Source organism: Pseudomonas saponiphila (assembly GCF_900105185.1).
GTDB lineage: Bacteria > Pseudomonadota > Gammaproteobacteria > Pseudomonadales > Pseudomonadaceae > Aquipseudomonas > Aquipseudomonas saponiphila.
Window position 1 is genome coordinate 1508903 of record NZ_FNTJ01000001.1, and the last position, 23598, is coordinate 1532500.

Sequence of the window (23598 nt, forward strand, 5' to 3'; positions counted from 1 at the left end):
ATCCCAATTTTCGAGGACCTGAATCATGTTGAAAGGCTACGGGGCTGTCATCCTCGATGGCGCTTGGCTGACGCTTCAGCTCGCCTTGTCGTCCATGGCCCTGGCCATCGTTCTGGGTCTGATCGGGGTCGCCCTGCGTCTCTCGCCGGTGCGCTGGCTGGCCTGGCTTGGCGACCTGTATTCCACGGTGATCCGTGGCATTCCCGATCTGGTGCTGATCCTGCTGATCTTCTACGGCGGCCAGGACTTGTTGAACCGTGTCGCGCCGCTGCTGGGCTACGACGACTACATCGACCTCAATCCGCTGGCGGCCGGTATCGGCACCCTGGGCTTCATCTTCGGTGCCTATCTGTCGGAAACCTTCCGTGGCGCCTTCATGGCGATCCCCAAGGGGCAGGCGGAAGCCGGCATGGCTTACGGCATGAGCAGTTTCCAGGTGTTCTTCCGGGTGATGGTGCCGCAGATGATTCGCCTGGCGATTCCCGGCTTCACCAACAACTGGCTGGTGCTGACCAAGGCCACCGCGCTGATTTCGGTGGTGGGCCTGCAAGACATGATGTTCAAGGCCAAGCAGGCGGCGGATGCCACCCGTGAGCCTTTCACCTTCTTCCTCGCAGTGGCGGCCATGTACCTGGTGATCACCAGTGTCTCGTTGCTGGCATTGCGTCACCTTGAGAAGCGCTACTCGGTAGGCGTAAGGGCGGCTGATCTATGATCTTCGACTACAACGTCATCTATGACGCCTTGCCGCTGTACTTCAGCGGCTTGCTGACCACCTTGAAACTGCTGGCCCTGTCGCTGTTCTTCGGCTTGCTGGTGGCCTTGCCTCTGGGGCTGATGCGGGTTTCCAAGCAGCCGCTGGTGAACATGACGGCCTGGCTCTACACCTACGTGATCCGCGGCACGCCGATGCTGGTGCAGCTGTTCCTGATTTACTACGGCCTGGCCCAGTTCGAGGCGGTGCGCGAGAGTTTCCTCTGGCCCTGGCTGTCTAGCGCAACCTTCTGCGCCTGCCTGGCCTTTGCCATCAATACCAGCGCCTACACCGCGGAGATCATCGCCGGCAGCCTGCGGGCCACGCCCAATGGCGAGATCGAGGCGGCCAAGGCCATGGGGATGTCGCGCTACAAGATGTACCGCCGGATTCTCCTGCCGTCGGCCCTGCGCCGTGCGCTGCCGCAGTACAGCAACGAAGTGATCATGATGCTGCAGACCACCAGTCTGGCGTCCATCGTGACCCTGATCGACATCACCGGTGCGGCGCGCACGGTCAACGCGCAGTACTACCTGCCGTTCGAGGCCTATATCACTGCCGGCGTGTTCTACCTGTGCCTGACCTTTATCCTGGTGCGCCTGTTCAAGCTGGCCGAAGGCCGCTGGCTGCGCTACCTGGCACCGCGGAAGCACTGATATGCAGCGTATCGATCATCCATTGCCCTGGAGCCATCTGGGCTGCGAGCGCAGCATCTCGGTGTTCCGTTTCGGCAGCGGCGAGCGCAAGGCCTATATCCAGGCCAGCCTGCATGCTGACGAACTGCCGGGCATGCGCACCGCCTGGGAGCTGAAAAAGCGCCTGGCCGAGCTGGAGGCCCAGGGCGCCCTCAACGGTGTTGTCGAGCTGGTCCCCGTGGCCAATCCGTTGGGTCTGGGGCAGTTGCTGCAAGGCAATCACCAGGGGCGTTTCGAGGCCGGCAGCGGCAAGAATTTCAACCGTGATTTCGTCGAGTTGAGCGCGCCCGTGGCCCAGCGTCTGGCAGGCGCTCTGGGGGATGACCCCCACGCCAACGTGCGCTTGATCCGCCAGGCCATGAGCGCGGTGCTGGCCGAGCTGCCCCCAGCTGCCAGTCAGTTGCAGGGCATGCAGCGGGTGCTGCTGAGCCATGCCTGCACGGCCGATGTGGTGCTGGACCTGCATTGCGATACCGAGGCGGCCCTGCACATGTATGCCTTGCCGCAGCACTGGCCGCAGTGGCGCTCGCTGGCTGCGCATCTGGATGTGAAGGTTGGCCTGCTGGCGGAGGATTCCGGTGGCAGTTCGTTCGATGAAGCCTGTTCGCTGCCCTGGTTGCGTCTGTCGCAACAGTTCCCTGAGGCGGCGATTCCTCTGGCCTGCCTGGCCACGACGCTGGAACTGGGCGGTCAGGCGGATACCGGGGGCGTTGAGGCCCAGGCGCATGCCGAAGGCATTCTGGCGTTCCTGGCCGAGCAGGGGCTGATTGCCGGTGAGTGGCCGGCACCCGGGCGCGATGCCTGCGAGGCCATGCCCTTTGAAGGCACCGAGTGGCTGTATGCGCCGCACCCCGGCGTGGTGAGCTTTCTACGTCCGGCCGGGAGCTGGGTGGAAGTCGGCGAGCCGATTTTTGAAGTGATTGATCCCCTATCCGATCGGGTCAGTACGGTGTGTGCTGGCACCAGCGGCGTGTTGTTCGCCGTTGAGCGGCTGCGTTATGCCCAACCCGGTTTCTGGCTGGCCAAGGTGGCGGGGCGCGAAGCGCTGCGTCACGGGCGCTTGCTCAACGACTGACTGTTTTTGTGAGAACCGACCGCATGTACAAACTTGAAGTCCAAGACCTGCATAAGCGCTATGGCAGTCACGAAGTGCTCAAGGGCGTGTCCCTGAAGGCCGCCGCCGGCGATGTGATCAGCATCATCGGCTCCAGTGGCTCGGGCAAGAGCACCTTTTTGCGCTGCATCAACCTGCTGGAGCAGCCCCATGCCGGCAAGATCCTGCTGAACAACGAAGAGTTGAAGCTGGTGGCCAACAAGGACGGCGCGCTCAAGGCTGCCGATCCCAAGCAGTTGCAGCGCATGCGTTCGCGCCTGTCGATGGTATTCCAGCATTTCAACCTGTGGTCGCACATGACCGCGATTGAAAACATCATGGAAGCGCCAGTGCACGTGCTGGGTGTGTCCAAGGCCGAAGCTCGCGAGAAGGCCGAGCATTACCTGGCCAAGGTGGGTGTGGCGCACCGCAAGGATGCCTACCCGGGGCACATGTCCGGCGGCGAGCAGCAGCGCGTGGCCATTGCCCGGGCCCTGGCCATGGAGCCGGAAGTCATGCTGTTCGACGAGCCGACCTCAGCCCTGGACCCGGAGCTGGTGGGCGACGTGTTGAAGGTCATGCAGGCCCTGGCCCAGGAAGGCCGGACCATGGTGGTGGTGACTCACGAAATGGGCTTTGCCCGTGAAGTCTCCAACCAGCTGGTGTTCCTGCACAAGGGGGTGGTGGAAGAGAGCGGCAACCCGCGGGAAGTGCTGGTGAACCCGCAATCAGAACGTTTGCAACAATTCCTCTCCGGTAGCCTCAAGTAATCACTGCCGTTGTGCACCAAATTAGGTCATGCTGCGCACCGCGCGCCAGATGATCTAACTTGGTGCTGTCACCCTTGGCTTCTAACACTGTTTTCGTTTCGGATTGCCCGCCATGACTGCCCATCGAATTGGTTTCCTGATTTGGCCCAGCACTAAAGCCTTGACGCTGGCGCTGGCCGAGGAGGCCTTGCGTGTTGCTCAGCGGGTGCATCCGGAAGTGGTTTATGAGCTGGCGTTCCTGCAGGCCGAAGCCCCGGCCGAAGGCGCCTGGCAACTGCCGGGCGAGCCTTGGGCGGGCAAGCTGGAAGGCTGCCAGAAACTGTTCCTGCTGGCGGACGAGCCGCCCGCGCCGATGAGCGCCGGCCTCAGCAGCGCGCTAAAGCAGCTGGTGCGTGCCGGCTGTGTGATTGGCGGGCTGTCTGCCGGGGTTTATCCCTTGGCGCAACTGGGTCTGCTCGATGGTTATCGGGCGGCGGTGCACTGGCGCTGGCAGGATGATTTCGCCGAGCGTTTTCCCAAGGTCATCGCCACCAGTCACCTGTTCGACTGGGATCGTGATCGCCTGACCGCGTGCGGTGGCATGTCGGTGCTGGACCTGTTGCTGGCGGTGCTGGCGCGTGATCACGGCGCCGAGCTTGCGGGGGCTGTGTCGGAAGAGCTGGTGGTGGAGCGCATCCGCGAAGGTGGCGAGCGCCAGCGCATCCCGCTGCAGAATCGCCTGGGCTCCAGCCATCCGAAGCTGACTCAGGCGGTGTTGCTGATGGAAGCCAATATCGAGGAGCCGCTGACCACCGACGAGATTGCCCAGCATGTCTGTGTATCCCGTCGTCAGTTGGAGCGGATCTTCAAGCAATACCTGAACCGCGTGCCTAGCCAGTACTACCTGGAGCTGCGTCTGAACAAGGCCCGGCAGATGCTGATGCAGACCAGCAAGTCGATCATTCAGATCGGCCTGTCCTGTGGTTTCTCCTCCGGCCCGCACTTCTCCAGCGCCTACCGCAACTTCTTTGGCGCTACCCCGCGTGAAGATCGCAATCAACGGCGCAGCAGCAGCCCGTTCGAACTCTCATCGGTTCCCTCCGAACGCGGCTGACCTGGCCCTGTAGGAGCCGGCTTGCCGGCGAATCGCGCGGGCAGCTCGTTATGCCCGGTGCAGCGCGCCCGTGCGCCACGCCCTTCTAAATCTCGATAGCCGCTACAGAAATGGTGCCGGGTTGCCGTCTAACTACCTGGATAATTACCTTGGGCGAAATGCCCGCTGAATCTGCCGCTAGAGCCCTGCGCAGTTTAAACTGCGCCTTTGCGACGCTATTTGTCGCATTGCCATAAACCCGCGTAAAACCGGGGTTGGCGCTATAAGAAGTTGTCGCTTGGCGACAAGGCCGGGCACAAAACTGTCCTTACAATCCCTCCATCGCTCGCCAGTTCCAGGCGGGTGTTCCTCTTCAGGAGACTCCGATGTCCGTTGAGCAAGCTCCGGTGCAACGCGCCGATTTCGACCAGGTGATGGTTCCCAACTACGCACCTGCGGCCTTCATTCCTGTGCGCGGCGCGGGGTCCCGAGTCTGGGATCAGTCGGGTCGGGAATTGATCGACTTCGCCGGCGGCATCGCGGTCAACGTACTGGGCCACGCCCATCCGGCACTGGTGGGAGCTCTGACCGAGCAAGCCAACAAGCTGTGGCATGTGTCCAACGTCTTCACCAACGAGCCGGCCCTGCGCCTGGCCCACAAGCTGATCGACGCCACCTTCGCTGAGCGCGCGTTCTTCTGTAACTCCGGTGCGGAAGCCAACGAGGCCGCCTTCAAGCTGGCCCGTCGCGTGGCCCACGATCGTTTCGGTGCCGAGAAGTACGAAATCATCGCCGCGCTCAACAGCTTCCACGGCCGTACCCTATTCACCGTGAACGTTGGCGGCCAGTCGAAGTACTCCGACGGCTTCGGCCCGAAAATCACCGGCATTACCCATGTGCCGTACAACGACCTTGCAGCCCTGAAAACCGCGGTTTCTGACAAGACCTGCGCCGTGGTACTGGAGCCGATCCAGGGTGAGGGCGGCGTGCTGCCGGCCGAACTGGCCTACCTGCAAGGCGCCCGCGAGCTGTGCGATCAGCACAACGCGCTGTTGGTGTTCGACGAAGTGCAGACCGGCATGGGCCGCAGCGGCGAGCTGTTCGCCTACCAGTATTACGGCGTGACCCCGGACATCCTCACCAGCGCCAAGAGCCTGGGCGGCGGTTTTCCGATCGCGGCGATGCTGACCACCGAAGCGCTGGCCAAGCACCTGGTGGTCGGCACCCACGGCACCACCTACGGCGGCAACCCGCTGGCGTGTGCGGTGGCCGAGGCGGTGATCGACGTGATCAACACCCCGCAAGTGCTCAATGGCGTGAAAGCCAAGCACGATCGTTTCAAGACTCGCCTGCTGCAGATCGGCGAGAAGTACGGCCTGTTCAGCGAAGTCCGTGGCCTGGGCCTGTTGCTCGGTTGCGTGCTCAGCGAAGCCTGGAAAGGCAAGGCCAAGGACGTGTTCAACGCCGCCGAGAAAGAAGGCCTGATGATCCTGCAGGCCGGTCCGGACGTGGTGCGCTTCGCTCCGAGCCTGGTGATCGAAGACGCCGATATCGACGAGGGCCTGGATCGCTTCGAGCGTGCCGTGGCGAAACTGACTCAAGCCTGATCCAGGTTGCAGTACTCCTCGGCGCCGGCTTTTGCAGCCGGTGTCGAGCCCAATTCCTGTGCCGGGCTGTCCCGGCATTTTTTTCCCTGCGTCGGACGGTTTCCGACCTGTTTTAGAGTAAGGAGTGACACCATGCTGGTGATGCGCCCCGCGCAAATGGCTGATCTGGGCGAGGTACAGCGTCTGGCTGCAGACAGCCCGATTGGTGTCACCTCCTTGCCGGATGATGTGGATCGCCTGCGCGACAAGATCGCCGCGAGCGAGGCTTCGTTTGCCGCCGAGGTGAGCTTCAACGGTGAGGAAAGCTATTTCTTCGTCCTCGAAGATACCGACAGCGGCAAGCTGGTGGGCTGTTCTGCCATCGTCGCGTCCGCCGGTTATTCCGAGCCGTTCTACAGCTTCCGCAATGAAACCTTCGTCCACGCCTCCCGCGAGCTGAAGATTCACAACAAGATTCATGTCCTGTCCCAGTGCCACGACCTGACCGGCAACAGCCTGTTGACCAGTTTCTACGTGGTGCCGGAGCTGGTGGGCTCACCCTGGTCGGAGCTCAACTCCCGCGGTCGCCTGCTGTTCGTCGCCAGTCACCCGGAGCGTTTCGCCGATTCGGTGGTGACCGAGATCGTCGGCTATAGCGATGAACACGGTGATTCGCCGTTCTGGGACGCCATCGGGCGCAACTTCTTCGACCTCAACTACGCCGAGGCCGAGCGCTTGTGCGGCCTCAAGAGCCGGACCTTTCTCGCCGAGCTGATGCCGCATTACCCGATCTACGTGCCGCTGCTGCCGGACGCGGCCCAGGAAGCCATGGGCCAGGTGCACCCGCGGGCGCAGATCACCTTCGACATCCTGATGCGCGAAGGTTTTGAAACCGATCACTACATCGACATTTTCGACGGTGGCCCGACCTTGCATGCACGGGTTTCGGGGATTCGTTCGATTGCCCAGAGCCGCGTGGTGCCGGTGAAGATCGGCGAGGCCCTCAAGGGCGGCGGTCGTCAGTACCTAGTGTCCAACGGCCAACTGCAGGATTACCGCGCGGTACTGCTGGAGCTGGATTACGCCCCGGGCAAACCGGTAACCCTGGATCTGCAAACGGCCGAAGCCCTGGGCGTCGGTGAAGGTGCCAGCGTGCGTCTGGTGGCGGTTTAAAGCCTGCTTCCACGACCTGGAAAGCATGCCTGGAAAGCAGCGAGTTTCGCGCAGGCCATCAGCGGCCTGCGTCTGAGGAGATAGCATGATCGTTCGTCCCGTACGCAGCAGCGATTTACCCGCGCTGATCGACCTGGCCCGCAGCACCGGCACCGGCCTCACCACCTTGCCGGCCAACGAAGAGCGCCTGACCCACAGGGTCGGCTGGGCGGAAAAGACCTTTCGCGGCGAAGCCGAGCGCGGCGATGCGGACTATCTGTTCGTGCTGGAAGACGACAACGGCCGGGTGGTGGGGATTTCCGCCATCGCCGGTGCCGTCGGGCTGCGCGAGCCCTGGTACAACTTCCGGGTCGGCCTGACGGTCAGCGCCTCCCAGGAGCTGAACATCTACCGCGAGATCCCCACGCTGTTCCTGGCCAACGACCTGACCGGCAACTCCGAGCTGTGCTCGCTGTTCCTTCACGCCGATTACCGCACTGGCCTCAACGGCCGCATGCTGGCCAAGGCGCGGATGCTGTTCATCGCCGAGTTCCCGCAACTGTTCGGCAACAAGATCATTGCCGAGATGCGTGGCATGTCCGATGAGAACGGCCGCTCGCCGTTCTGGGAAAGCCTGGGCCGGCACTTCTTCAAGATGGAGTTCAGCCAGGCCGACTACCTGACCGGGGTTGGCAACAAGGCGTTCATCGCCGAGCTGATGCCCAAGTTCCCGCTGTACACCTGCTTTTTGTCCGAGGATGCGCGCAACGTGATCGGCAAGGTCCACACCGACACCGAGCCGGCGCTGGCCATGCTCAAGAGCGAAGGCTTCAGTTACCAGGGCTATGTCGACATCTTCGATGCCGGTCCGGCGGTGGAGTGCGAAACCAGCAAGATCCGCGCGGTGCGTGACAGCCAGGCGCTGGTGCTGGCCATCGGCACCCCGGGCGACGACGCCACGCCGTTCCTGATCCACAACCGCAAGCGCGAGGACTGCCGCATCACCGCGGCGCCGGCACGTTTTGCCGCGGGCACCCTGGTGGTCGATCCCCTGACCGCCAAGCGCCTGCAACTCAACGCCGGCGACCAGGTCCGCGCGGTTCCGCTGTCTGCTTCTCGGGAGTCGAAATAATGAGCACGCTGTACATCGCTGGCCAATGGCTGGCAGGCCAGGGTGAAGCCTTCACCTCAGTCAATCCGGTGACCCAGGCGGTTATCTGGTCCGGCAACGGCGCTACGGCCGCGCAAGTGGAGAGCGCCGTGCAGGCCGCCCGCCAAGCGTTTCCAGCCTGGGCCAAGCGTTCCCTGGAAGAGCGCATCGGCGTGCTCGAAGCCTTTGCCGCCAGTCTCAAGGCGCGGGCCGACGAACTGGCCCGCTGCATCGGTGAGGAAACCGGCAAACCGCTGTGGGAAGCCGCCACCGAAGTCACCAGCATGGTCAACAAGATCGCCATCTCGGTGCAGAGCTACCGCGAGCGCACCGGCGAGAAGAGCGGCCCGCTGGGCGACGCCACCGCTGTGCTGCGACACAAGCCCCACGGCGTGGTGGCGGTGTTCGGCCCTTATAACTTCCCCGGGCATCTGCCCAACGGGCACATCGTTCCCGCGTTGCTGGCCGGTAACAGCGTGCTGTTCAAGCCCAGCGAGCTGACGCCGAAAGTCGCCGAGCTGACGGTGCAGTGCTGGATCGAAGCCGGCTTGCCGGCAGGGGTTCTCAACCTGCTGCAAGGCGCCCGGGAAACCGGCATCGCCCTGGCCGCCAATCCGGGTATCGATGGGTTGTTCTTCACCGGTTCCAGCCGTACCGGCAATCATCTGCACCAGCAGTTCGCCGGGCGCCCGGACAAGATCCTGGCCCTGGAAATGGGCGGCAACAACCCGCTGGTGGTGGATCAGGTCGCTGATCTGGACGCCGCGGTGTACACCATCATCCAGTCGGCCTTCATTTCGGCCGGCCAGCGCTGCACCTGCGCCCGCCGCCTGCTGGTGCCGCAAGGCGCCTGGGGTGATGCGTTGCTGGCGCGCCTGGTGGCGGTCAGCGCGAGCATCGATGTCGGTGCCTATGACCAGCAGCCGGCGCCGTTCATGGGGTCGGTGATTTCTCTGGGCGCTGCTCGCGCGCTGATGGATGCGCAACGGCAACTGCTGGCCAATGGCGCCGTGGCCTTGCTGGAAATGACCCAGCCCCAGGCTCAGGCGGCCTTGCTGACGCCGGGGATCCTGGACGTCACGGCGGTGGCTGAGCGTCCCGATGAAGAGCTGTTCGGGCCTCTGCTACAGGTGATCCGCTACGCTGATTTCGATGCGGCGATCGCCGAGGCCAACAACACTCAGTACGGCCTGGCTGCCGGCCTGTTGTCGGATTCCGCCGAGCGTTACCAGCAGTTCTGGCTGGAAAGCCGGGCGGGCATCGTCAACTGGAACAAGCAGCTGACCGGCGCCGCCAGCAGCGCGCCTTTCGGTGGTGTGGGCGCTTCGGGCAATCATCGGGCCAGTGCCTATTACGCGGCGGATTACTGCGCGTACCCGGTGGCTTCCCTGGAAACCCCGAGCCTGGTGCTGCCGAGCGCGTTGACGCCGGGTGTGCGCTTGTCCTGATTTGCGGGGCCTTTTCGCCGGCAAGCCGGCTCCTACAGATTTGGGTAGGAGTTGGCTGGCCGGCGAACGAGCGCGAAACGCTCGCCCTGTGTAGATATCGATGCCTATAACAAACAGATTCGTGGAGCCTCGCTGATGAAATCCTATGAAGTCAATTTTGACGGTTTAGTGGGGCCGACCCATAACTATGGCGGCCTGTCCTACGGCAACGTGGCCTCCCAGAGCAACAGCCAGCAGGGCTCCAACCCCAAGGAAGCGGCGCTGCAAGGCCTGGCGAAAATGAAAGCGCTGATGGACATGGGCTTCCAGCAAGGTGTGCTTGCCCCGCAAGAGCGCCCGGATGTGGCGGCTCTGCGCAACCTGGGTTTTGCCGGGAGCGACGCGCAGGTCATCCAGCAAGCCGCCAAGCAGGCCATGCCCTTGCTGGTCGCCAGTTGCTCGGCGTCGAGCATGTGGGTGGCCAACGCCGCCACGGTCAGCCCGAGTGCCGATACCGCCGACGGTCGCGTGCACTTCACCGCCGCCAACCTGAACTGCAAATACCACCGCAGCATCGAGCACCCGACCACCAGTCGCGTGCTGGGCGCGATGTTCGCCGACCAGAAGCACTTCGCTCATCACGCGGCCTTGCCGGCGGTGGCGCAGTTTGGCGATGAGGGCGCGGCCAACCACACGCGCTTCTGCCGTGACTATGGCGAGGCGGGTGTCGAGTTCTTCGTCTTCGGTCGCAGCGCGTTCGATACCCGTTACCCGGCGCCGCAGAAATACCCGGCACGCCAGACCCTGGAAGCCTCGCAAGCCGTGGCTCGCCTGCATGGCCTGAGCGAGGAGGGCGTGGTCTACGCCCAGCAGAACCCGGCGGTGATCGACCAGGGCGTGTTCCACAACGATGTGATCGCGGTGGGCAATGGCGAGGTGCTGTTCTATCACGAGGATGCATTCCTCGAGACCGACAAGATGCTGGCCGAACTGCAGGGCAAGCTGGGCAAGCGCGGCGGCAACTTCCAGTCGATTTGCGTGCCGCGCGCGCAGGTGACGGTGGAAGACGCTGTGCGTTCCTACCTGTTCAATAGCCAGCTGCTGTCCCGCGCCGATGGTTCGATGCTGTTGATCGTGCCCGAGGAGTGCCGCGGCAACGAGCGTGTCTGGCAGTACCTGCAAAGCCTCACCAGCTCCGGTGGGCTGATCCGTGAAGTGAAGGTCTTCGATCTCAAGCAGAGCATGCAGAATGGCGGTGGCCCGGCTTGCCTGCGCCTGCGGGTGGCTCTCAATGAAACCGAGCTGGCGGCGGTCAATCCCGGGGTTATCATGACCGCGCCGTTGTACGACACCCTGACCCAATGGGTTGGCAAGCACTACCGCGACCGTCTGTGCGAAAGCGATCTGGCGGACCCGCAACTGCTGCTTGAATGCCGGACGGCACTGGATGAACTGACGCAAATCCTTAAACTGGGCGCGGTTTATCCCTTCCAGATCAATTGAAAGCCCACGCCCGGCCTACTCGGCCGGGCGTGCCGCTTCACCCCAGACGAGAACGACCCCCATGAGCGATACCCTGCAGCTGATCCTTGAAGACAGCGACGGCACCCAACTGCAAACCTCCTGCACCCGTTTCGCGGTGCTGTGGCAGGGCAAGGAAGTATGGATTCAACAGGACGGCCGCGGCCAACTGCTGATCGGCGTGGATGTGGAGGAGGGTGACGACGAATACGCCAGCCTGCTGCTGCGCCCGCTGGCGACCAACCTGGTCAGCCTGCAACTGGAAATGGAGCCGGCCGACGCCGGTGACGATGATCACGTGCATGGCCCCGACTGCGGCCACGCTCACTAAGGAAGCCGCCTTATGCTCGCCCTCGGCAAACTGCTTGAACTGACCCTCGCCGGCCGTGAACCGGCGGAGAAGACTCAACTGACTGTCGACGGCGTGCGCATGCGCTGGCTGAGCGAGGGCGCGCTGGAAGTGCGGCCGCCCGAAGCTCGCGACAACGGTCTGGACCTGCTGCTGTCAGCGGGCATCCATGGCAACGAGACGGCTCCCATCGAGCTGCTCGACCGTCTGTTGCACGACATCGCCCGGGGCGACCTGAAGCCCCGCGCCCGTATCCTGTTCCTGTTCGGCAACCCCGAGGCCATGCGCCGCGGCGAGCGTTTTGTCGAGCAGGACGTCAACCGGCTGTTCAATGGCCGACATGAGTCGAGCAGTGGTGTCGAAGCCCTGCGTGCCTGCGAACTGGAGCGCCTGGCGGCAAGTTTTTTCAGTCTGCCGCAGCGCCAGCGCCTGCACTACGACCTGCACACGGCGATCCGTGGTTCGAAGATCGAGCAGTTCGCCCTGTATCCCTGGAAGCAGGGCCGCCAGCATTCGCGGCGTGAGCTGGCGCGCCTGCGAGCGGCCGGCATGCAAGCGGTGCTGTTGCAGAACAAGCCATCCATTGTCTTCAGCGCCTACACCTATGATCAGTTGGGGGCCGAATCCTTCACCCTGGAGTTGGGCAAGGCACGGCCGTTCGGGCAGAACCAGGGGGTCAATGTCGAGCGCCTGGAAACCCGCCTCAAGCAGATCATCGACGGCAGCGAACCCGAGCAAGAGCAGGACAGCCTCGACGGCCTGCAACTGTTCAGCGTGGCGCGGGAAGTCATCAAGCACAGCGACAGCTTCCACCTGCACCTGCCGGCGGACGTCGAGAACTTTTCCGAGCTGGAAGTGGGTTACCTGCTGGCCGAGGATATTGCTCAGACTCGCTGGGTCATCGAGGAGAAGGGGGCGCGGATCATTTTTCCCAACCCCAAGGTCAAGAACGGCTTGCGTGCCGGGATTCTGATCGTGCCGACCACGGCCGACGGCCTGGCCTGAGGTTCACCGGCAAGCTGACCCCTCGCAGGGACCGGCTTGTCGGTGAGGCTAACGCTTAAACCGCGACCGCGCGCTGCTCATTGCGGCGCAGGGCGCGCAGCTTGTGCAGGGTGTCGGCGCAGGTCTTCGCCGCTTCCTGGCCCTTGTGCACGAAGTGCTCGAAGAAGAACTTCTGATGCTCTTCACCTGCATGGAAGTGATGCGGGGTCAGCACTACCGAAAACACGGGCACTTCAGTTTCCAGTTGCACCTGCATCAAGCCGCTGATCACCGACTGGGCGACGAACTCATGACGGTAGATACCACCGTCCACCACCAGGCCCGCCGCCACGATGCCGCTGTAGCGACCGGTCTTGGCCAGCAGCTTGGCGTGCAGGGGGATTTCGAAGGCGCCACCGACCTCGAAGAAGTCGATATCGGATTCCTGGTAACCCTGAGCGAGCATTTCGGCGACGAAGCCCTGACGGCTCTGGTCGACGATCTCCTTGTGCCAGCAAGCCTGGATGAAGGCGACGCGCTCGTTGGGGTGGTGTTTGCCTTTGCTATCGATTGCGGTGGGTTGCATCTGTTCTGACTCCTGTTTGTATGAAAAACAGGGCGTATATGAATCGAATGGGATTTAAGGGTACGCGCAGAGCCCGCGTGGATGATCCACGTCTGCCCGGCAACGGCCCTTTGGCGCCAATCCCGTTCTCTCTTCATCCGGACTATGACCGTCGGCCCCGGGATCACACCGGGTCTGCTGACCTTGTCGGCACCTGTGGACTTGCCACGGGTGTCACCAAGCGCTCGCGGGCTATGCACATTGCGTGCAATTACCGCCGGTGGGGAATTGCACCCCGCCCTGAGAACGATTGCCCGAGGGTTTTCTCGGGCGGTGAGTTTTTAACACAGATCTGGCGGGGAAGCATCGCGCCTTTTGGATAATGTTCATCGGATTTTTCATCCTGTGGCGCAAGGTTTTCTACAGTTGCTGCTTGATTAATCGTCCACAGGGCCGCAGTAATTCGCTTTGACAGGGAATTCCCCCTGTCCAAGCCAGGGCCCTGATGTCCCCCTGTAGCCGGAGCCTGATGTGATGAGCCTGATCGATCTTCGTAGTGACACCGTGACCCAGCCGACCCCGGGCATGCTCGATGCCATGGCGCGCGCCCGTACCGGAGACGATGTCTACGGTGAAGACCCGACGGTCAATCAGTTGGAGGCCGAACTGGCCGGGCGCTTGGGGTTTGCCGCGGCCCTGTTCGTGCCTTCCGGCACCATGAGCAATCTGCTGGCATTGATGGCCCACTGTGAGCGGGGCGACGAGTACATCGTTGGTCAGCAGGCCCACACCTACAAATATGAAGGCGGTGGCGCAGCGGTATTGGGCTCGATCCAGCCCCAGCCGCTGGAGCTGCAGGCCGATGGCTCCCTTGACCTGGAGCGGGTGGCGGCGGCGATCAAGCCGGACGACTTTCATTTTGCCCGCACGCGCTTGCTGGCCCTGGAGAACACCATGCAGGGCAAGGTGCTGCCCCTGGCCTACCTGGCCCGGGCCCGGGCCTTCACCCGTGAGCGGGGGTTGGCCCTGCACCTGGACGGCGCGCGGCTGTACAACGCGGCGGTGAAGTTGGGGGTGGATGCCCGGGTGATCGCCGAGCACTTCGACTCGGTATCGGTGTGCCTGTCCAAAGGGCTCGGCGCGCCTGTGGGTTCGGTGTTGTGCGGCTCCGCAGCGCTGATCGGCAAGGCACGGCGCCTGCGCAAGATGCTGGGAGGGGGGATGCGCCAGGCGGGTGGGCTGGCGGCGGCGGGACTCTATGCCCTGGAGCATCAGGTGCAGCGACTGGCGGATGACCATGCGCATGCACAGTTGCTGGCTCAGGGGTTGAGCCGGGCCGGCTACAGTGTCGAGCCGGTGCAGACCAACATGGTGTACGTAGAGCTGGGAGAGCGGGCCGAAGCCCTCAAGGCGTTCGCCGCCGAGCGGGGGATCAGGCTCAGTGCGGCGTCACGCTTGCGCCTGGTGACCCATCTGGACGTTGATGCCGGGCAAATCGAGCAGGTGGTGGGCACTTTTGCCGAGTTTTCCCGTAACTGACAGTGTTCTCCGTCCAATTGACTGTTTGTATCGTACAAACACGCTGTACCAAGTGATTAACGCCGATATAATGCGGCCCTTTGCCGTCGTTTCGTCTGTTGACGTTGCGCACAGGCCTTTGGCCGCAGTCTCCGTGGAAGATCCTAATGAAAAGCGCAGAAATCCGTGAAGCCTTCCTTCGCTTCTTCGAAGAGCAAGGCCACACCCGTGTAGCCTCCAGCTCTTTGATCCCAGGCAACGACCCAACCTTGCTGTTCACCAACGCGGGGATGAACCAGTTCAAGGACTGCTTCCTGGGCCAGGAAAAGCGCGCCTATACCCGCGCTGTCAGCAGCCAGAAGTGCGTCCGCGCCGGTGGCAAGCACAACGACCTGGAAAACGTCGGTTACACCGCTCGCCACCACACCTTCTTCGAAATGCTGGGTAACTTCAGCTTCGGTGACTACTTCAAGCGCGATGCCATCACCTTCGCCTGGACCTTCCTGACGTCCGAGAAGTGGCTGAACCTGCCGAAAGAGAAACTCTGGGTCACGGTTTACGCTAGCGACGACGAAGCCTATGACATCTGGACCAAAGAGGTCGGGGTGCCGGCCGAGCGCATGGTGCGCATCGGAGACAACAAAGGCGCGCCTTACGCTTCGGACAACTTCTGGACCATGGGTGATACCGGTCCTTGCGGTCCTTGTACCGAGATTTTCTACGATCACGGCGCCGATATCTGGGGTGGCCCACCCGGCTCGCCGGAAGAGGACGGTGACCGCTACATCGAAATCTGGAACAACGTGTTCATGCAGTTCAACCGCACCGCCGATGGCGTTCTGCATCCGCTGCCTGCGCCGTCGGTGGACACCGGCATGGGCCTGGAGCGGATCAGCGCAGTGCTGCAGCACGTGCACTCGAACTATGAAATCGACCTGTTCCAGAGCCTGCTGGATGCCGCGGCCAAGGCCATCGGCTGCACCAACGATGCCCAGGCCTCGCTGAAAGTGGTGGCCGACCATATCCGCTCCTGCGGCTTCCTGATTGCCGATGGTGTGCTGCCGTCCAATGAAGGTCGCGGTTATGTGCTGCGTCGAATCATTCGCCGTGCTTGCCGCCACGGCAACAAGCTGGGGGCCAAGGGCAGCTTCTTCTATCAGATCGTTGCCGCCCTGGTGGCCGAGATGGGTGAAGCCTTCCCTGAGCTGAAATCCCAGCAGGCGCATATCGAGCGCGTGCTGAAGGCCGAGGAAGAGCAGTTCGCCAAGACCCTGGAGCAGGGCTTGAAGATTCTCGAGCAGGACCTGGCCGAGCTCAAGGGCTCGGTGGTACCGGGCGACGTGGTGTTCAAGCTGTATGACACCTACGGCTTCCCGATGGACCTGACTGGCGATATCGCCCGCGAGCGCAACCTGACCCTCGACGAGGAAGGTTTTGAGCGCGAAATGGAAGCTCAGCGCGTGCGTGCACGCTCCGCCAGCTCCTTCGGCATGGACTACAACAGCCTGGTCAAGGTTGATGTAGCCACCGAGTTCACCGGCTATCAGGCCACCAGCGGTTCGGCCAAAGTGGTTGCCCTCTATAAGGAAGGGCAGTCGGTAGACATCCTTAATGAAGGCGAAGAAGGCGTTGTGGTGCTTGACCAGACCCCGTTCTACGCTGAATCCGGCGGTCAGATCGGCGACTGCGGTTACCTGCAGGCCGGCAGTGCACGGTTTGATGTGCGCGACACCACCAAGACCGGCGGTGCTTTCCTGCATCACGGCGTGCTGGCCAAGGGCAGCCTGATCGTAGGCGCTCCAGTTGAAACCCAGGTCGACGCCGATGTGCGTCACGCCACTTCGCTGAACCACTCGGCCACCCACTTGCTGCACGCCGCGCTGCGCCAGGTACTGGGCGAGCACGTTCAGCAAAAGGGCTCGCTGGTGGACAGTCAGCGCCTGCGTTTCGACTTCAGTCACTTTGAAGCGATCAAGCCTGAGCAGATCAAGGCCCTGGAAGACATCGTCAACGCCGAGATTCGCAAGAATACGGCGGTGGAAACCGAAGAAACCGACATCGATACCGCCAAGAAGAAGGGCGCCATGGCGCTGTTCGGCGAGAAGTACGGCGACAGCGTGCGCGTGCTGAGCATGGGCGGCGACTTCTCGGTGGAGCTGTGCGGTGGTATCCACGCCAATCGTACTGGCGACATCGGCTTGCTGAAGATCACCAGCGAAGGCGGCGTGGCTTCCGGTGTGCGGCGTATCGAAGCGGTCACCGGTGCTGCGGCCCTGGCGTACCTGAACGCTGCGGAAGAACAACTCAAGGAAGCGGCGACCCTGGTCAAGGGCAGCCGTGACAACCTGATCGACAAGCTGTCGGCGGTGCTGGAGCGCAATCGTCTGCTGGAGAAGCAGCTTGAGCAGTTGCAGGCCAAGGCTGCCAGCGCTGCCGGTGACGATCTGTCCGCTCAGGCGGCAGACGTCAAGGGCGTGAAGGTGCTGGCTGCGCGCCTCGACGGCCAGGACGGCAAGGCGCTGCTGGCGTTGGTGGATCAGTTGAAAAACAAACTCGGCCGCGCAGTGATCCTGCTCGGCAGTGTCCATGAGGAAAAGGTCGTACTGGTTGCCGGTGTAACCAAGGACCTGACTGGCCAACTCAAAGCCGGTGATTTGATGAAGCAAGCCGCTGCGGCAGTGGGCGGTAAGGGCGGCGGTCGTCCAGACATGGCCCAGGGTGGTGGTGTTGATGCTGCTGCACTGGATGCCGCGCTGGCCTTGACCGTGCCATTTGTCGAGCAGGGCATTTAAGGCGCCGAACCGGGCCCGTCGTCTAGTGGCGGGTCCTTGCGCTGTGCAGTTTGATTGTTTAACGGGCGCCCCTTTACGGGCTGAGGCGGCTTAGAAAATGGCTTTGATCGTACAGAAATTTGGAGGCACTTCGGTCGGCTCTGTGGAGCGGATCGAGCAGGTCGCCGACAAGGTGAAGAAGTTCCGCGAAGCCGGCGATGACCTGGTGATTGTGCTGTCGGCGATGAGTGGCGAAACCAACCGCCTGATCGATCTGGCCAAGCAGATCAGTGGCGAAGCCATACCGGTTCCCCGTGAGCTGGATGTGATCGTGTCCACTGGCGAGCAAGTGACTATCGCTTTGCTGGCCATGGCATTGATCAAGCGCGGTATTCCTGCGGTGTCTTACACCGGGAATCAGGTGCGTATCCTCACCGACAGTGCTCACAATAAAGCGCGAATCCTGCAGATTGATGATCAGAAGATTCGCAGCGATCTTAAGGCGGGTCGTGTGGTCGTGGTTGCCGGTTTCCAGGGCGTGGATGAGCACGGCAACATCACCACTTTGGGACGTGGCGGCTCCGACACCACCGGCGTGGCGCTGGCGGCGGCCCTGAAGGCTGATGAGTGCCAGATCTATACCGATGTGGACGGCGTCTACACCACTGACCCGCGCGTGGTGCCCAAGGCTCAGCGCCTGGACAAGATCACCTTTGAAGAGATGCTGGAAATGGCCAGCCTCGGTTCCAAGGTGTTGCAGATCCGTGCGGTCGAGTTTGCTGGCAAGTACAACGTTCCGCTGCGCGTGTTGCACAGCTTTCAGGAGGGTCCGGGCACCCTCATTACTATTGATGAAGAGGAATCCATGGAACAGCCGATCATTTCCGGCATCGCTTTCAACCGCGATGAAGCCAAGCTGACTATCCGTGGCGTGCCAGACAATCCTGGCGTGGCCTTCAAGATTCTCGGCCCGATCAGCGCGTCGAACATTGAAGTCGACATGATCGTGCAGAACGTTTCGCACGATAACACCACCGACTTCACCTTCACCGTTCACCGCAACGACTACCTGGCTGCCCAGACCGTGCTGGAAAACACCGCACGCGAGATCGGTGCTCGTGAAGTGGTCGGTGATACCGATATTGCCAAGGTTTCGATCGTTGGCGTTGGCATGCGCTCTCATGCGGGTGTAGCCAGCCGGATGTTTGAAGCCCTGGCGAAGGAAAGCATCAACATCCAGATGATCTCCACTTCCGAAATCAAGGTGTCGGTGGTGATTGAAGAGAAGTACCTGGAGTTGGCGGTACGTGCGCTGCACACTGCGTTTGAGCTCGACGCTCCGGCCCGACAGGGCGAGTGATGCGTGTTTGAAAGGGGCGCGGTCTGACCGCGCCCTTTGTGTTTTTGATCGGCACGGGAGAAAACTGTTCTTTTGCCCGTGCTAGTCAATACTTAGGCGTGTAGGACTGCAGCCGCCATGGTTGTAGGCCGACACCCTTTTTTTTGCAGACTGTAGTCCCTGAAAATGTAATGCGTGAGGAGATAGGTATGCTGATTCTGACTCGTCGGTGCGCAGAAAGCCTGATCATTGGTGATGGCGAGATCACTGTGACCGTGCTCGGCGTCAAAGGTAATCAAGTGCGTATTGGTGTCAACGCCCCCAAAGAAGTGGCGGTTCACCGTGAGGAAATTTACCTGCGGATAAAGAAAGAGAAGGACGAAGAACCAAGCCATTAATTTTTATCGTTTTTTTTGTTTGCAAACGGGGAGAAAGCTGGTTAATATACGCCCCGTGTTGCGGAGAGCTGGCCGAGTGGCCGAAGGCGCTCCCCTGCTAAGGGAGTACACCTCAAAAGGGTGTCGGGGGTTCGAATCCCCCGTTCTCCGCCATTATTTGCTTAGTACGTTGTAATCTGGCTTCTTCTGTAAGTTGTTGAAATTACTAGAAAAAGTGCTTGACAAAGAGATTTAACGGCCTATAATGCGCGGCAACAAATGCACTCGTAGCTCAGCTGGATAGAGTACTCGGCTACGAACCGAGCGGTCACAGGTTCGAATCCTGTCGAGTGCACCATTTAAGAGTTAGTTGCAGTGATGTAGTTAACTCCGCTTCAACCAGTTGTGGTCTGGTCTAAAAACACAAAATGCACTCGTAGCTCAGCTGGATAGAGTACTCGGCTACGAACCGAGCGGTCACAGGTTCGAATCCTGTCGAGTGCACCATACAACAGAAAGCCCGCATCGAAAGATGCGGGCTTTTTGCTTTGTGCGATTTATCCATCTATCTCTCTTCTTATGGTTTTTGGGGCTGGAACGGCTTGCTTCGCCGGCAGTCGAATGACGCGCCTGCCTAAAGGTTTTTTCTGTTGGCATGTGTTTTCTTTTTTTGCTGGGGCGTCGCAGTTTCACAGATTCGGACGCTGCTTAGGTTTGTGCCGCAAGCGCTTGTTCTTGCCACGATTTTTTAACGTTTAAAGCTGCCAAGGGGTGTATCATTGCGCCCGTCAGCCCCGCCGGGGCTTGTGGAATACCTCCATGGACTTACCCAGTAGTTATTCAGTATCCCGTTTTCACAATCATGAACTGACTGATTGATCCTTCCGGCGTGCTCCTCTGCTGGGAGTGGAGTTCGCCTATGACCGAAGTAGAAGTAAAGAAGACGCAGGAAAGCCTGCAAGACCGTCTTGCTCAAGTCGTCGAGCTGCTGCAGCGCCAGCGGGTGGTCGAAGATCTGACGCATCGTCAGGAAGGTCACCACCACGATCGGGTCGAGAACCTGGTTCATCGGCAAAATCTCGTCGAGTTGCAGCGCAAGCTTGATGATCTGCACTCTGCCGACGTTGCTTACATCCTTGAAGCCTTACCGCTAGAAGAGCGTCTGACCGTCTGGCAATTGGTCAAGGCCGAGCGCGATGGCGACATTCTTCTCGAAGTATCCGATTCCGTTCGTGAAACCCTGATCGCCGACATGGATGATCATGAACTCCTGGCTGCGGCCAAGGAGATGGACGCTGACGAACTTGCTGACCTGGCTCCCGAGCTGCCGCGAGACGTTGTCCATGAGCTGATGGAGGCTCTCGATGGTCAGCAGCGTGAGCGTGTTCGCTCTGCGCTGTCCTATGACGAGGAGCAGGTCGGTGCGTTGATGGACTTCGAGATGGTGACGATCCGCGAGGATGTCAGTCTCGAAGTGGTGCTGCGTTACCTGCGTCGGCTCAAGGAGCTGCCAAGTCATACCGACAAGCTGTTCGTGGTGGATTACGACGGTGTGCTCAAGGGGGTGCTGCCGATCAAGCGCCTGTTGGTCAATGATCCGGATAAGCAAGTCTCTGAGGTCATGGCCAGCGATCCGGTGAGCTTTCATCCTGATGAGGATGCCTATGACGCGGCTCAGGCATTTGAGCGCTATGACCTGATTTCTGCTCCTGTGGTCGATAAGAATGACAAGTTGATCGGCCGTTTGACCATCGACGAAATGGTCGACTTGATTCGCGAGGAAAGTGAAACCGAAGTCCTCAATATGGCGGGTCTGCGCGAGGAGGAAGATATCTTCGCCTCGGTCTGGAAATCCTTACGCAACCGTTGGGCCTGGTTGGCCATCAATCTGATCACGGCGTTCGTTGCGTCGCGTGTGATTGGTCTGTTTGAAGGTTCCATCGAGAAACTGGTAGCCCTGGCAGCCTTGATGCCGATTGTTGCCGGTATTGGCGGCAACTCGGGTAATCAGACCATCACCATGATCGTGCGGGCCATGGCCTTGGATCAGGTGAGTACCGGTAATACGTCGCGCCTGATGCGCAAGGAGCTGGCGGTGGCTCTGATCAATGGTCTGGTCTGGGGAGGGGTGATCGGTGCGGTTGCCTATATGCTCTACGGGAGTTGGTCGCTGGGAGTGGTGATGACTGCCGCGATGACCTTGAACCTGTTGCTGGCAGCCTTGATGGGGGTTCTGATTCCCATGACTCTGGCGCGCCTGGGGCGTGATCCGGCAATGGGTGCCAGCGTGATGATTACGGCAATGACCGACAGTGGCGGTTTCTTTATCTTTCTCGGTCTGGCGACGATCTTCCTGCTTTGACTCTCCTTTATATATGGGGAACCCCGCGAAGCGCCTTTAATGGCGCTTCGTTGTTTTTATCGCAGGCAAAAAAAAGCCAGCAACTAGGCTGGCTTGAGCATTCTGGGAGCAGTCAGTTGGCGTCTGCGGCCATTTCAGCGTCATGGGCTATCAGTGAAACCAGCGCGTTTTGCTGGCGATGTGAAAGTTGGCGGAAACGTTGAAGCAGTTCGCGCTCATGCAAGGACAGCTCTGGGCTGTCCAGGCGCATGCTCAGCTCTTCACCCAAGGCGCCTTCCTGAATAAGACTCTGTTCCAGGCGCGCGATGATTTCGGAGTTCATGCTGCGGTGATGATTGCGAGCCACCTCGGCAATGCGTTCACGCATCCCGTCGGGTAGACGTACGACGAACTTGTCAGCCGTACGGCTGGAATAAATTGCCTGTTTCAATGGGCGCATATTTTTAACCGGTTAGTTCAGGGGAGCGGTTCTCGGAATTGGCCGCGAGCTGTCTTTTAGGACAAGCCGCATTGCCAAATGTTCAACCTGAATTGTTAAGAGGCCCGCATCATGCCTCAAAATTGCCAGATCCTTGGCGTCAATTCTGTGACAAATATTGAACTGGATAAAGGCGTTATGCCAGCACCAATTATCAGAAATGCGGACTGGTTTGAAAAGATCGCCGACTCCACATTGTGGGCCGCATTCTCTCATCCGACGGGAGTGTCAGTGCACGGGCGAACGTGCATGCTATGCGGGTGAAAGCGTAATCCCTACTTGTTAGAGGATAGTGGCAAATGGCCGATTTACTAGTTGGGCTGCCCAGGACGGCGACCTATGCCGGGTAGAGTGATTTATCTGATGGGGCCCTCTGGGGCTGGCAAGGATAGCTTGATTGATGCCGCCAGGCAGCCTATCCGTAGATTGGGGTGTGAGGTGGCAAAAAGAGTGATCACCCGCTCGGCTGAGTCTGTGGGTGAGGAGGCGCTCGAAGTTACGTTCGAGGAGTTTGAGCGGCGTGTGACTTTGGGGGAGTTTGCTTTGTTCTGGCGTGCCAACGGTCTGGGTTATGGCATTCCCAGGCAGATTGATACTTGGCTGGCACGGGGGCGAAATGTTCTGGTCAATGGTTCCCGAGGGCATTTGCGTCAGGCGCGAGAACGCTATCCCGATTTGATTCCGATCGTTCTGACGGTCGATAACGAAGTGCTGCGCCGGCGTTTGCTGCGTCGTGCCAGGGAAAGCCTGCCGGAGATTGAGCGTCGTCTGCAGCGCAACCAGCAGTTTGTCAGTGCTACCTGGCTGGATGAAGAGCGTGTCATACGCTTGGATAATTCGGGTGAGCTTGAGGCTACTCTGGTGCGTCTGTTAGCCATACTCCGTGAGCAGGGTGTCAACCCAGTGCCGGGTCAAACTTGATCTTGCGTCCGGCGAGAAGTGCTAGCAGGGACAGGCCGAGCATTGAGTCGCAGATAATCAGCGCAGTATTTTCTAGTGAGTCGTCAGGTAGTAGCAAGGCGGAAATGGCGCCAAGCAGGCTTCTGAAGCTTTTTAGAGAGTCCAGCGTATGTTTTGTTTGGTGCTGGGTTGCTGATGATGCTGTCAGAAAGCCTCGCCAGGTGCGGCTTAAGGCTTTGCTTGTAATCAGGTGGCGTTGGCTGCTGGTTAAAAGTGAAAAGTCGCAAGCACGATGATGGCGATCATACTCAATAGAAGCAGGGCGCTGTGTACAGCCTTTATCTCCGCAGTCCTCATCCGCTTACTCAAGCAGCTCTCGATATGAGTTTTTAAAAGGCAAAGGCTTGGCCTGGTGATGAGCGCGCGGCCAATTGCATTTTGCAAGGATGGCTTTTGGTGGTGCAATGTGCGTGCTGGGATCTTTAGCTAACAAGTCGCTTCTGGCAGTTTGTGCAAAAAGCCCTGTGGATGACATGACAAACGTGGCCTCGGCCGTTAACATGCTCGCCGTTCTTTGCGCCTGGCATCGTCGGGCGTTTGCTGTTTTGTCTCAGTAGCTCAATTGGATAGAGCATCCCCCTCCTAAGGGGAAGGTTGGCAGTTCGAACCTGCCCTGGGACACCATTTTTCTCCGAGTACCCCTCTCTCTGCCTATTTATAGTCGCCGCCTGTATC

The 23598-nt window shown here is 60.6% G+C and carries 20 protein-coding genes, 4 tRNA genes and 1 riboswitch; of the genes, 22 read left to right on the plus strand and 2 right to left on the minus strand.

The features are described from left to right. Positions 1 to 25: 25 nt before the first annotated feature. The 12 genes from BLV47_RS07235 (at position 26) to astE (ending at position 12574) form a co-directional block, all read left to right on the plus strand. Complete coding sequence (locus BLV47_RS07235) at positions 26 to 715, plus strand: ABC transporter permease (protein ID WP_016968104.1); 690 nt, start codon at positions 26 to 28, stop codon at positions 713 to 715. Beyond that, positions 712 to 1410: an ABC transporter permease gene (locus BLV47_RS07240; protein WP_016968103.1), complete on the plus strand. Its 699-nt coding sequence runs from the start codon at positions 712 to 714 to the stop codon at positions 1408 to 1410. Before BLV47_RS07235 ends, BLV47_RS07240 begins: the two co-directional genes overlap by 4 nt. A gap of 1 nt (position 1411) precedes the next feature. Beyond that, positions 1412 to 2524 carry a succinylglutamate desuccinylase/aspartoacylase family protein gene (locus BLV47_RS07245; protein ID WP_092311593.1) on the plus strand — a complete coding sequence of 371 codons (1113 nt, stop codon included), beginning with the start codon at positions 1412 to 1414 and terminating at the stop codon, positions 2522 to 2524. A 23-nt stretch (positions 2525 to 2547) separates the two neighbouring features. Beyond that, positions 2548 to 3312: an ABC transporter ATP-binding protein gene (locus tag BLV47_RS07250; protein WP_011062773.1), complete on the plus strand. Its 765-nt coding sequence runs from the start codon at positions 2548 to 2550 to the stop codon at positions 3310 to 3312. 112 nt (positions 3313 to 3424) lie between these two features. Further along, positions 3425 to 4405, plus strand: coding sequence for a transcriptional regulator ArgR (gene argR, locus BLV47_RS07255; protein ID WP_092311596.1), 981 nt, complete (start codon positions 3425 to 3427; stop codon positions 4403 to 4405). Positions 4406 to 4770: 365 nt separating this feature from the next. Beyond that, positions 4771 to 5991 (plus strand): aspartate aminotransferase family protein, encoded by a 1221-nt coding sequence (locus BLV47_RS07260; RefSeq protein ID WP_092311599.1) that lies wholly within the window; start codon positions 4771 to 4773, stop codon positions 5989 to 5991. 132 nt (positions 5992 to 6123) lie between these two features. Then, a complete protein-coding gene (gene aruF / locus BLV47_RS07265) occupies positions 6124 to 7143 on the plus strand; it encodes an arginine/ornithine succinyltransferase subunit alpha (RefSeq protein WP_092311601.1) in 1020 nt (339 codons plus the stop codon). 85 nt (positions 7144 to 7228) lie between these two features. Then, entirely contained in the window at positions 7229 to 8254 is a 1026-nt protein-coding gene (gene astA, locus BLV47_RS07270) for an arginine N-succinyltransferase (RefSeq protein ID WP_016968175.1), read from the plus strand. After that, complete coding sequence (gene astD / locus BLV47_RS07275; protein ID WP_167365685.1) at positions 8251 to 9720, plus strand: succinylglutamate-semialdehyde dehydrogenase; 1470 nt, start codon at positions 8251 to 8253, stop codon at positions 9718 to 9720. Before astA ends, astD begins: the two co-directional genes overlap by 4 nt. Before the next feature lie 135 nt (positions 9721 to 9855). After that, the gene (gene astB, locus BLV47_RS07280; RefSeq protein WP_092311608.1) at positions 9856 to 11202 is read left to right on the plus strand and encodes an N-succinylarginine dihydrolase; all 1347 of its coding nucleotides are present in this window, start codon (positions 9856 to 9858) and stop codon (positions 11200 to 11202) included. 61 nt (positions 11203 to 11263) lie between these two features. Further along, entirely contained in the window at positions 11264 to 11551 is a 288-nt protein-coding gene (locus BLV47_RS07285; RefSeq protein ID WP_016968178.1) for a hypothetical protein, read from the plus strand. Positions 11552 to 11563: 12 nt separating this feature from the next. After that, a complete protein-coding gene (gene astE / locus BLV47_RS07290) occupies positions 11564 to 12574 on the plus strand; it encodes a succinylglutamate desuccinylase (RefSeq protein WP_092311611.1) in 1011 nt (336 codons plus the stop codon). Positions 12575 to 12629: 55 nt separating this feature from the next. On the opposite strand, the gene BLV47_RS07295 is transcribed toward astE, so the two are convergent. Next, complete coding sequence (locus BLV47_RS07295; protein ID WP_016968180.1) at positions 12630 to 13139, minus strand: 6,7-dimethyl-8-ribityllumazine synthase; 510 nt, start codon at positions 13137 to 13139, stop codon at positions 12630 to 12632. A 120-nt stretch (positions 13140 to 13259) separates the two neighbouring features. Continuing rightward, positions 13260 to 13430, minus strand: a riboswitch (FMN riboswitch). Between the two features lie 222 nt (positions 13431 to 13652). Here BLV47_RS07295 and ltaE point away from each other — a divergent pair. From ltaE to mgtE, 8 genes are all read left to right on the plus strand, one after another. Then, positions 13653 to 14657: a low-specificity L-threonine aldolase gene (gene ltaE, locus BLV47_RS07300; RefSeq protein WP_092311614.1), complete on the plus strand. Its 1005-nt coding sequence runs from the start codon at positions 13653 to 13655 to the stop codon at positions 14655 to 14657. 146 nt (positions 14658 to 14803) lie between these two features. Then, a complete protein-coding gene (gene alaS, locus BLV47_RS07305) occupies positions 14804 to 17428 on the plus strand; it encodes an alanine--tRNA ligase (RefSeq protein WP_092311617.1) in 2625 nt (874 codons plus the stop codon). A gap of 97 nt (positions 17429 to 17525) precedes the next feature. Then, positions 17526 to 18767, plus strand: coding sequence for an aspartate kinase (locus tag BLV47_RS07310; RefSeq protein WP_016968182.1), 1242 nt, complete (start codon positions 17526 to 17528; stop codon positions 18765 to 18767). Between the two features lie 188 nt (positions 18768 to 18955). Next, entirely contained in the window at positions 18956 to 19144 is a 189-nt protein-coding gene (csrA, locus tag BLV47_RS07315) for a carbon storage regulator CsrA (protein ID WP_002554426.1), read from the plus strand. 62 nt (positions 19145 to 19206) lie between these two features. Beyond that, positions 19207 to 19297, plus strand: a tRNA-Ser gene (locus BLV47_RS07320). A gap of 107 nt (positions 19298 to 19404) precedes the next feature. Continuing rightward, positions 19405 to 19481, plus strand: a tRNA-Arg gene (locus tag BLV47_RS07325). Between the two features lie 72 nt (positions 19482 to 19553). Further along, positions 19554 to 19630, plus strand: a tRNA-Arg gene (locus BLV47_RS07330). Positions 19631 to 20042: 412 nt separating this feature from the next. Then, entirely contained in the window at positions 20043 to 21485 is a 1443-nt protein-coding gene (mgtE, locus tag BLV47_RS07335; protein WP_092311621.1) for a magnesium transporter, read from the plus strand. A 112-nt stretch (positions 21486 to 21597) separates the two neighbouring features. Here the strand turns inward: mgtE and BLV47_RS07340 are convergent, their stop codons facing one another. Next, entirely contained in the window at positions 21598 to 21924 is a 327-nt protein-coding gene (locus BLV47_RS07340; protein ID WP_016968184.1) for an Arc family DNA-binding protein, read from the minus strand. Between the two features lie 378 nt (positions 21925 to 22302). Between BLV47_RS07340 and phnN the strand changes: the two genes are divergently transcribed. Next, positions 22303 to 22884, plus strand: coding sequence for a phosphonate metabolism protein/1,5-bisphosphokinase (PRPP-forming) PhnN (phnN, locus tag BLV47_RS07350; protein WP_092311627.1), 582 nt, complete (start codon positions 22303 to 22305; stop codon positions 22882 to 22884). A 586-nt stretch (positions 22885 to 23470) separates the two neighbouring features. Beyond that, positions 23471 to 23547, plus strand: a tRNA-Arg gene (locus tag BLV47_RS07355). Positions 23548 to 23598: the final 51 nt, after the last annotated feature.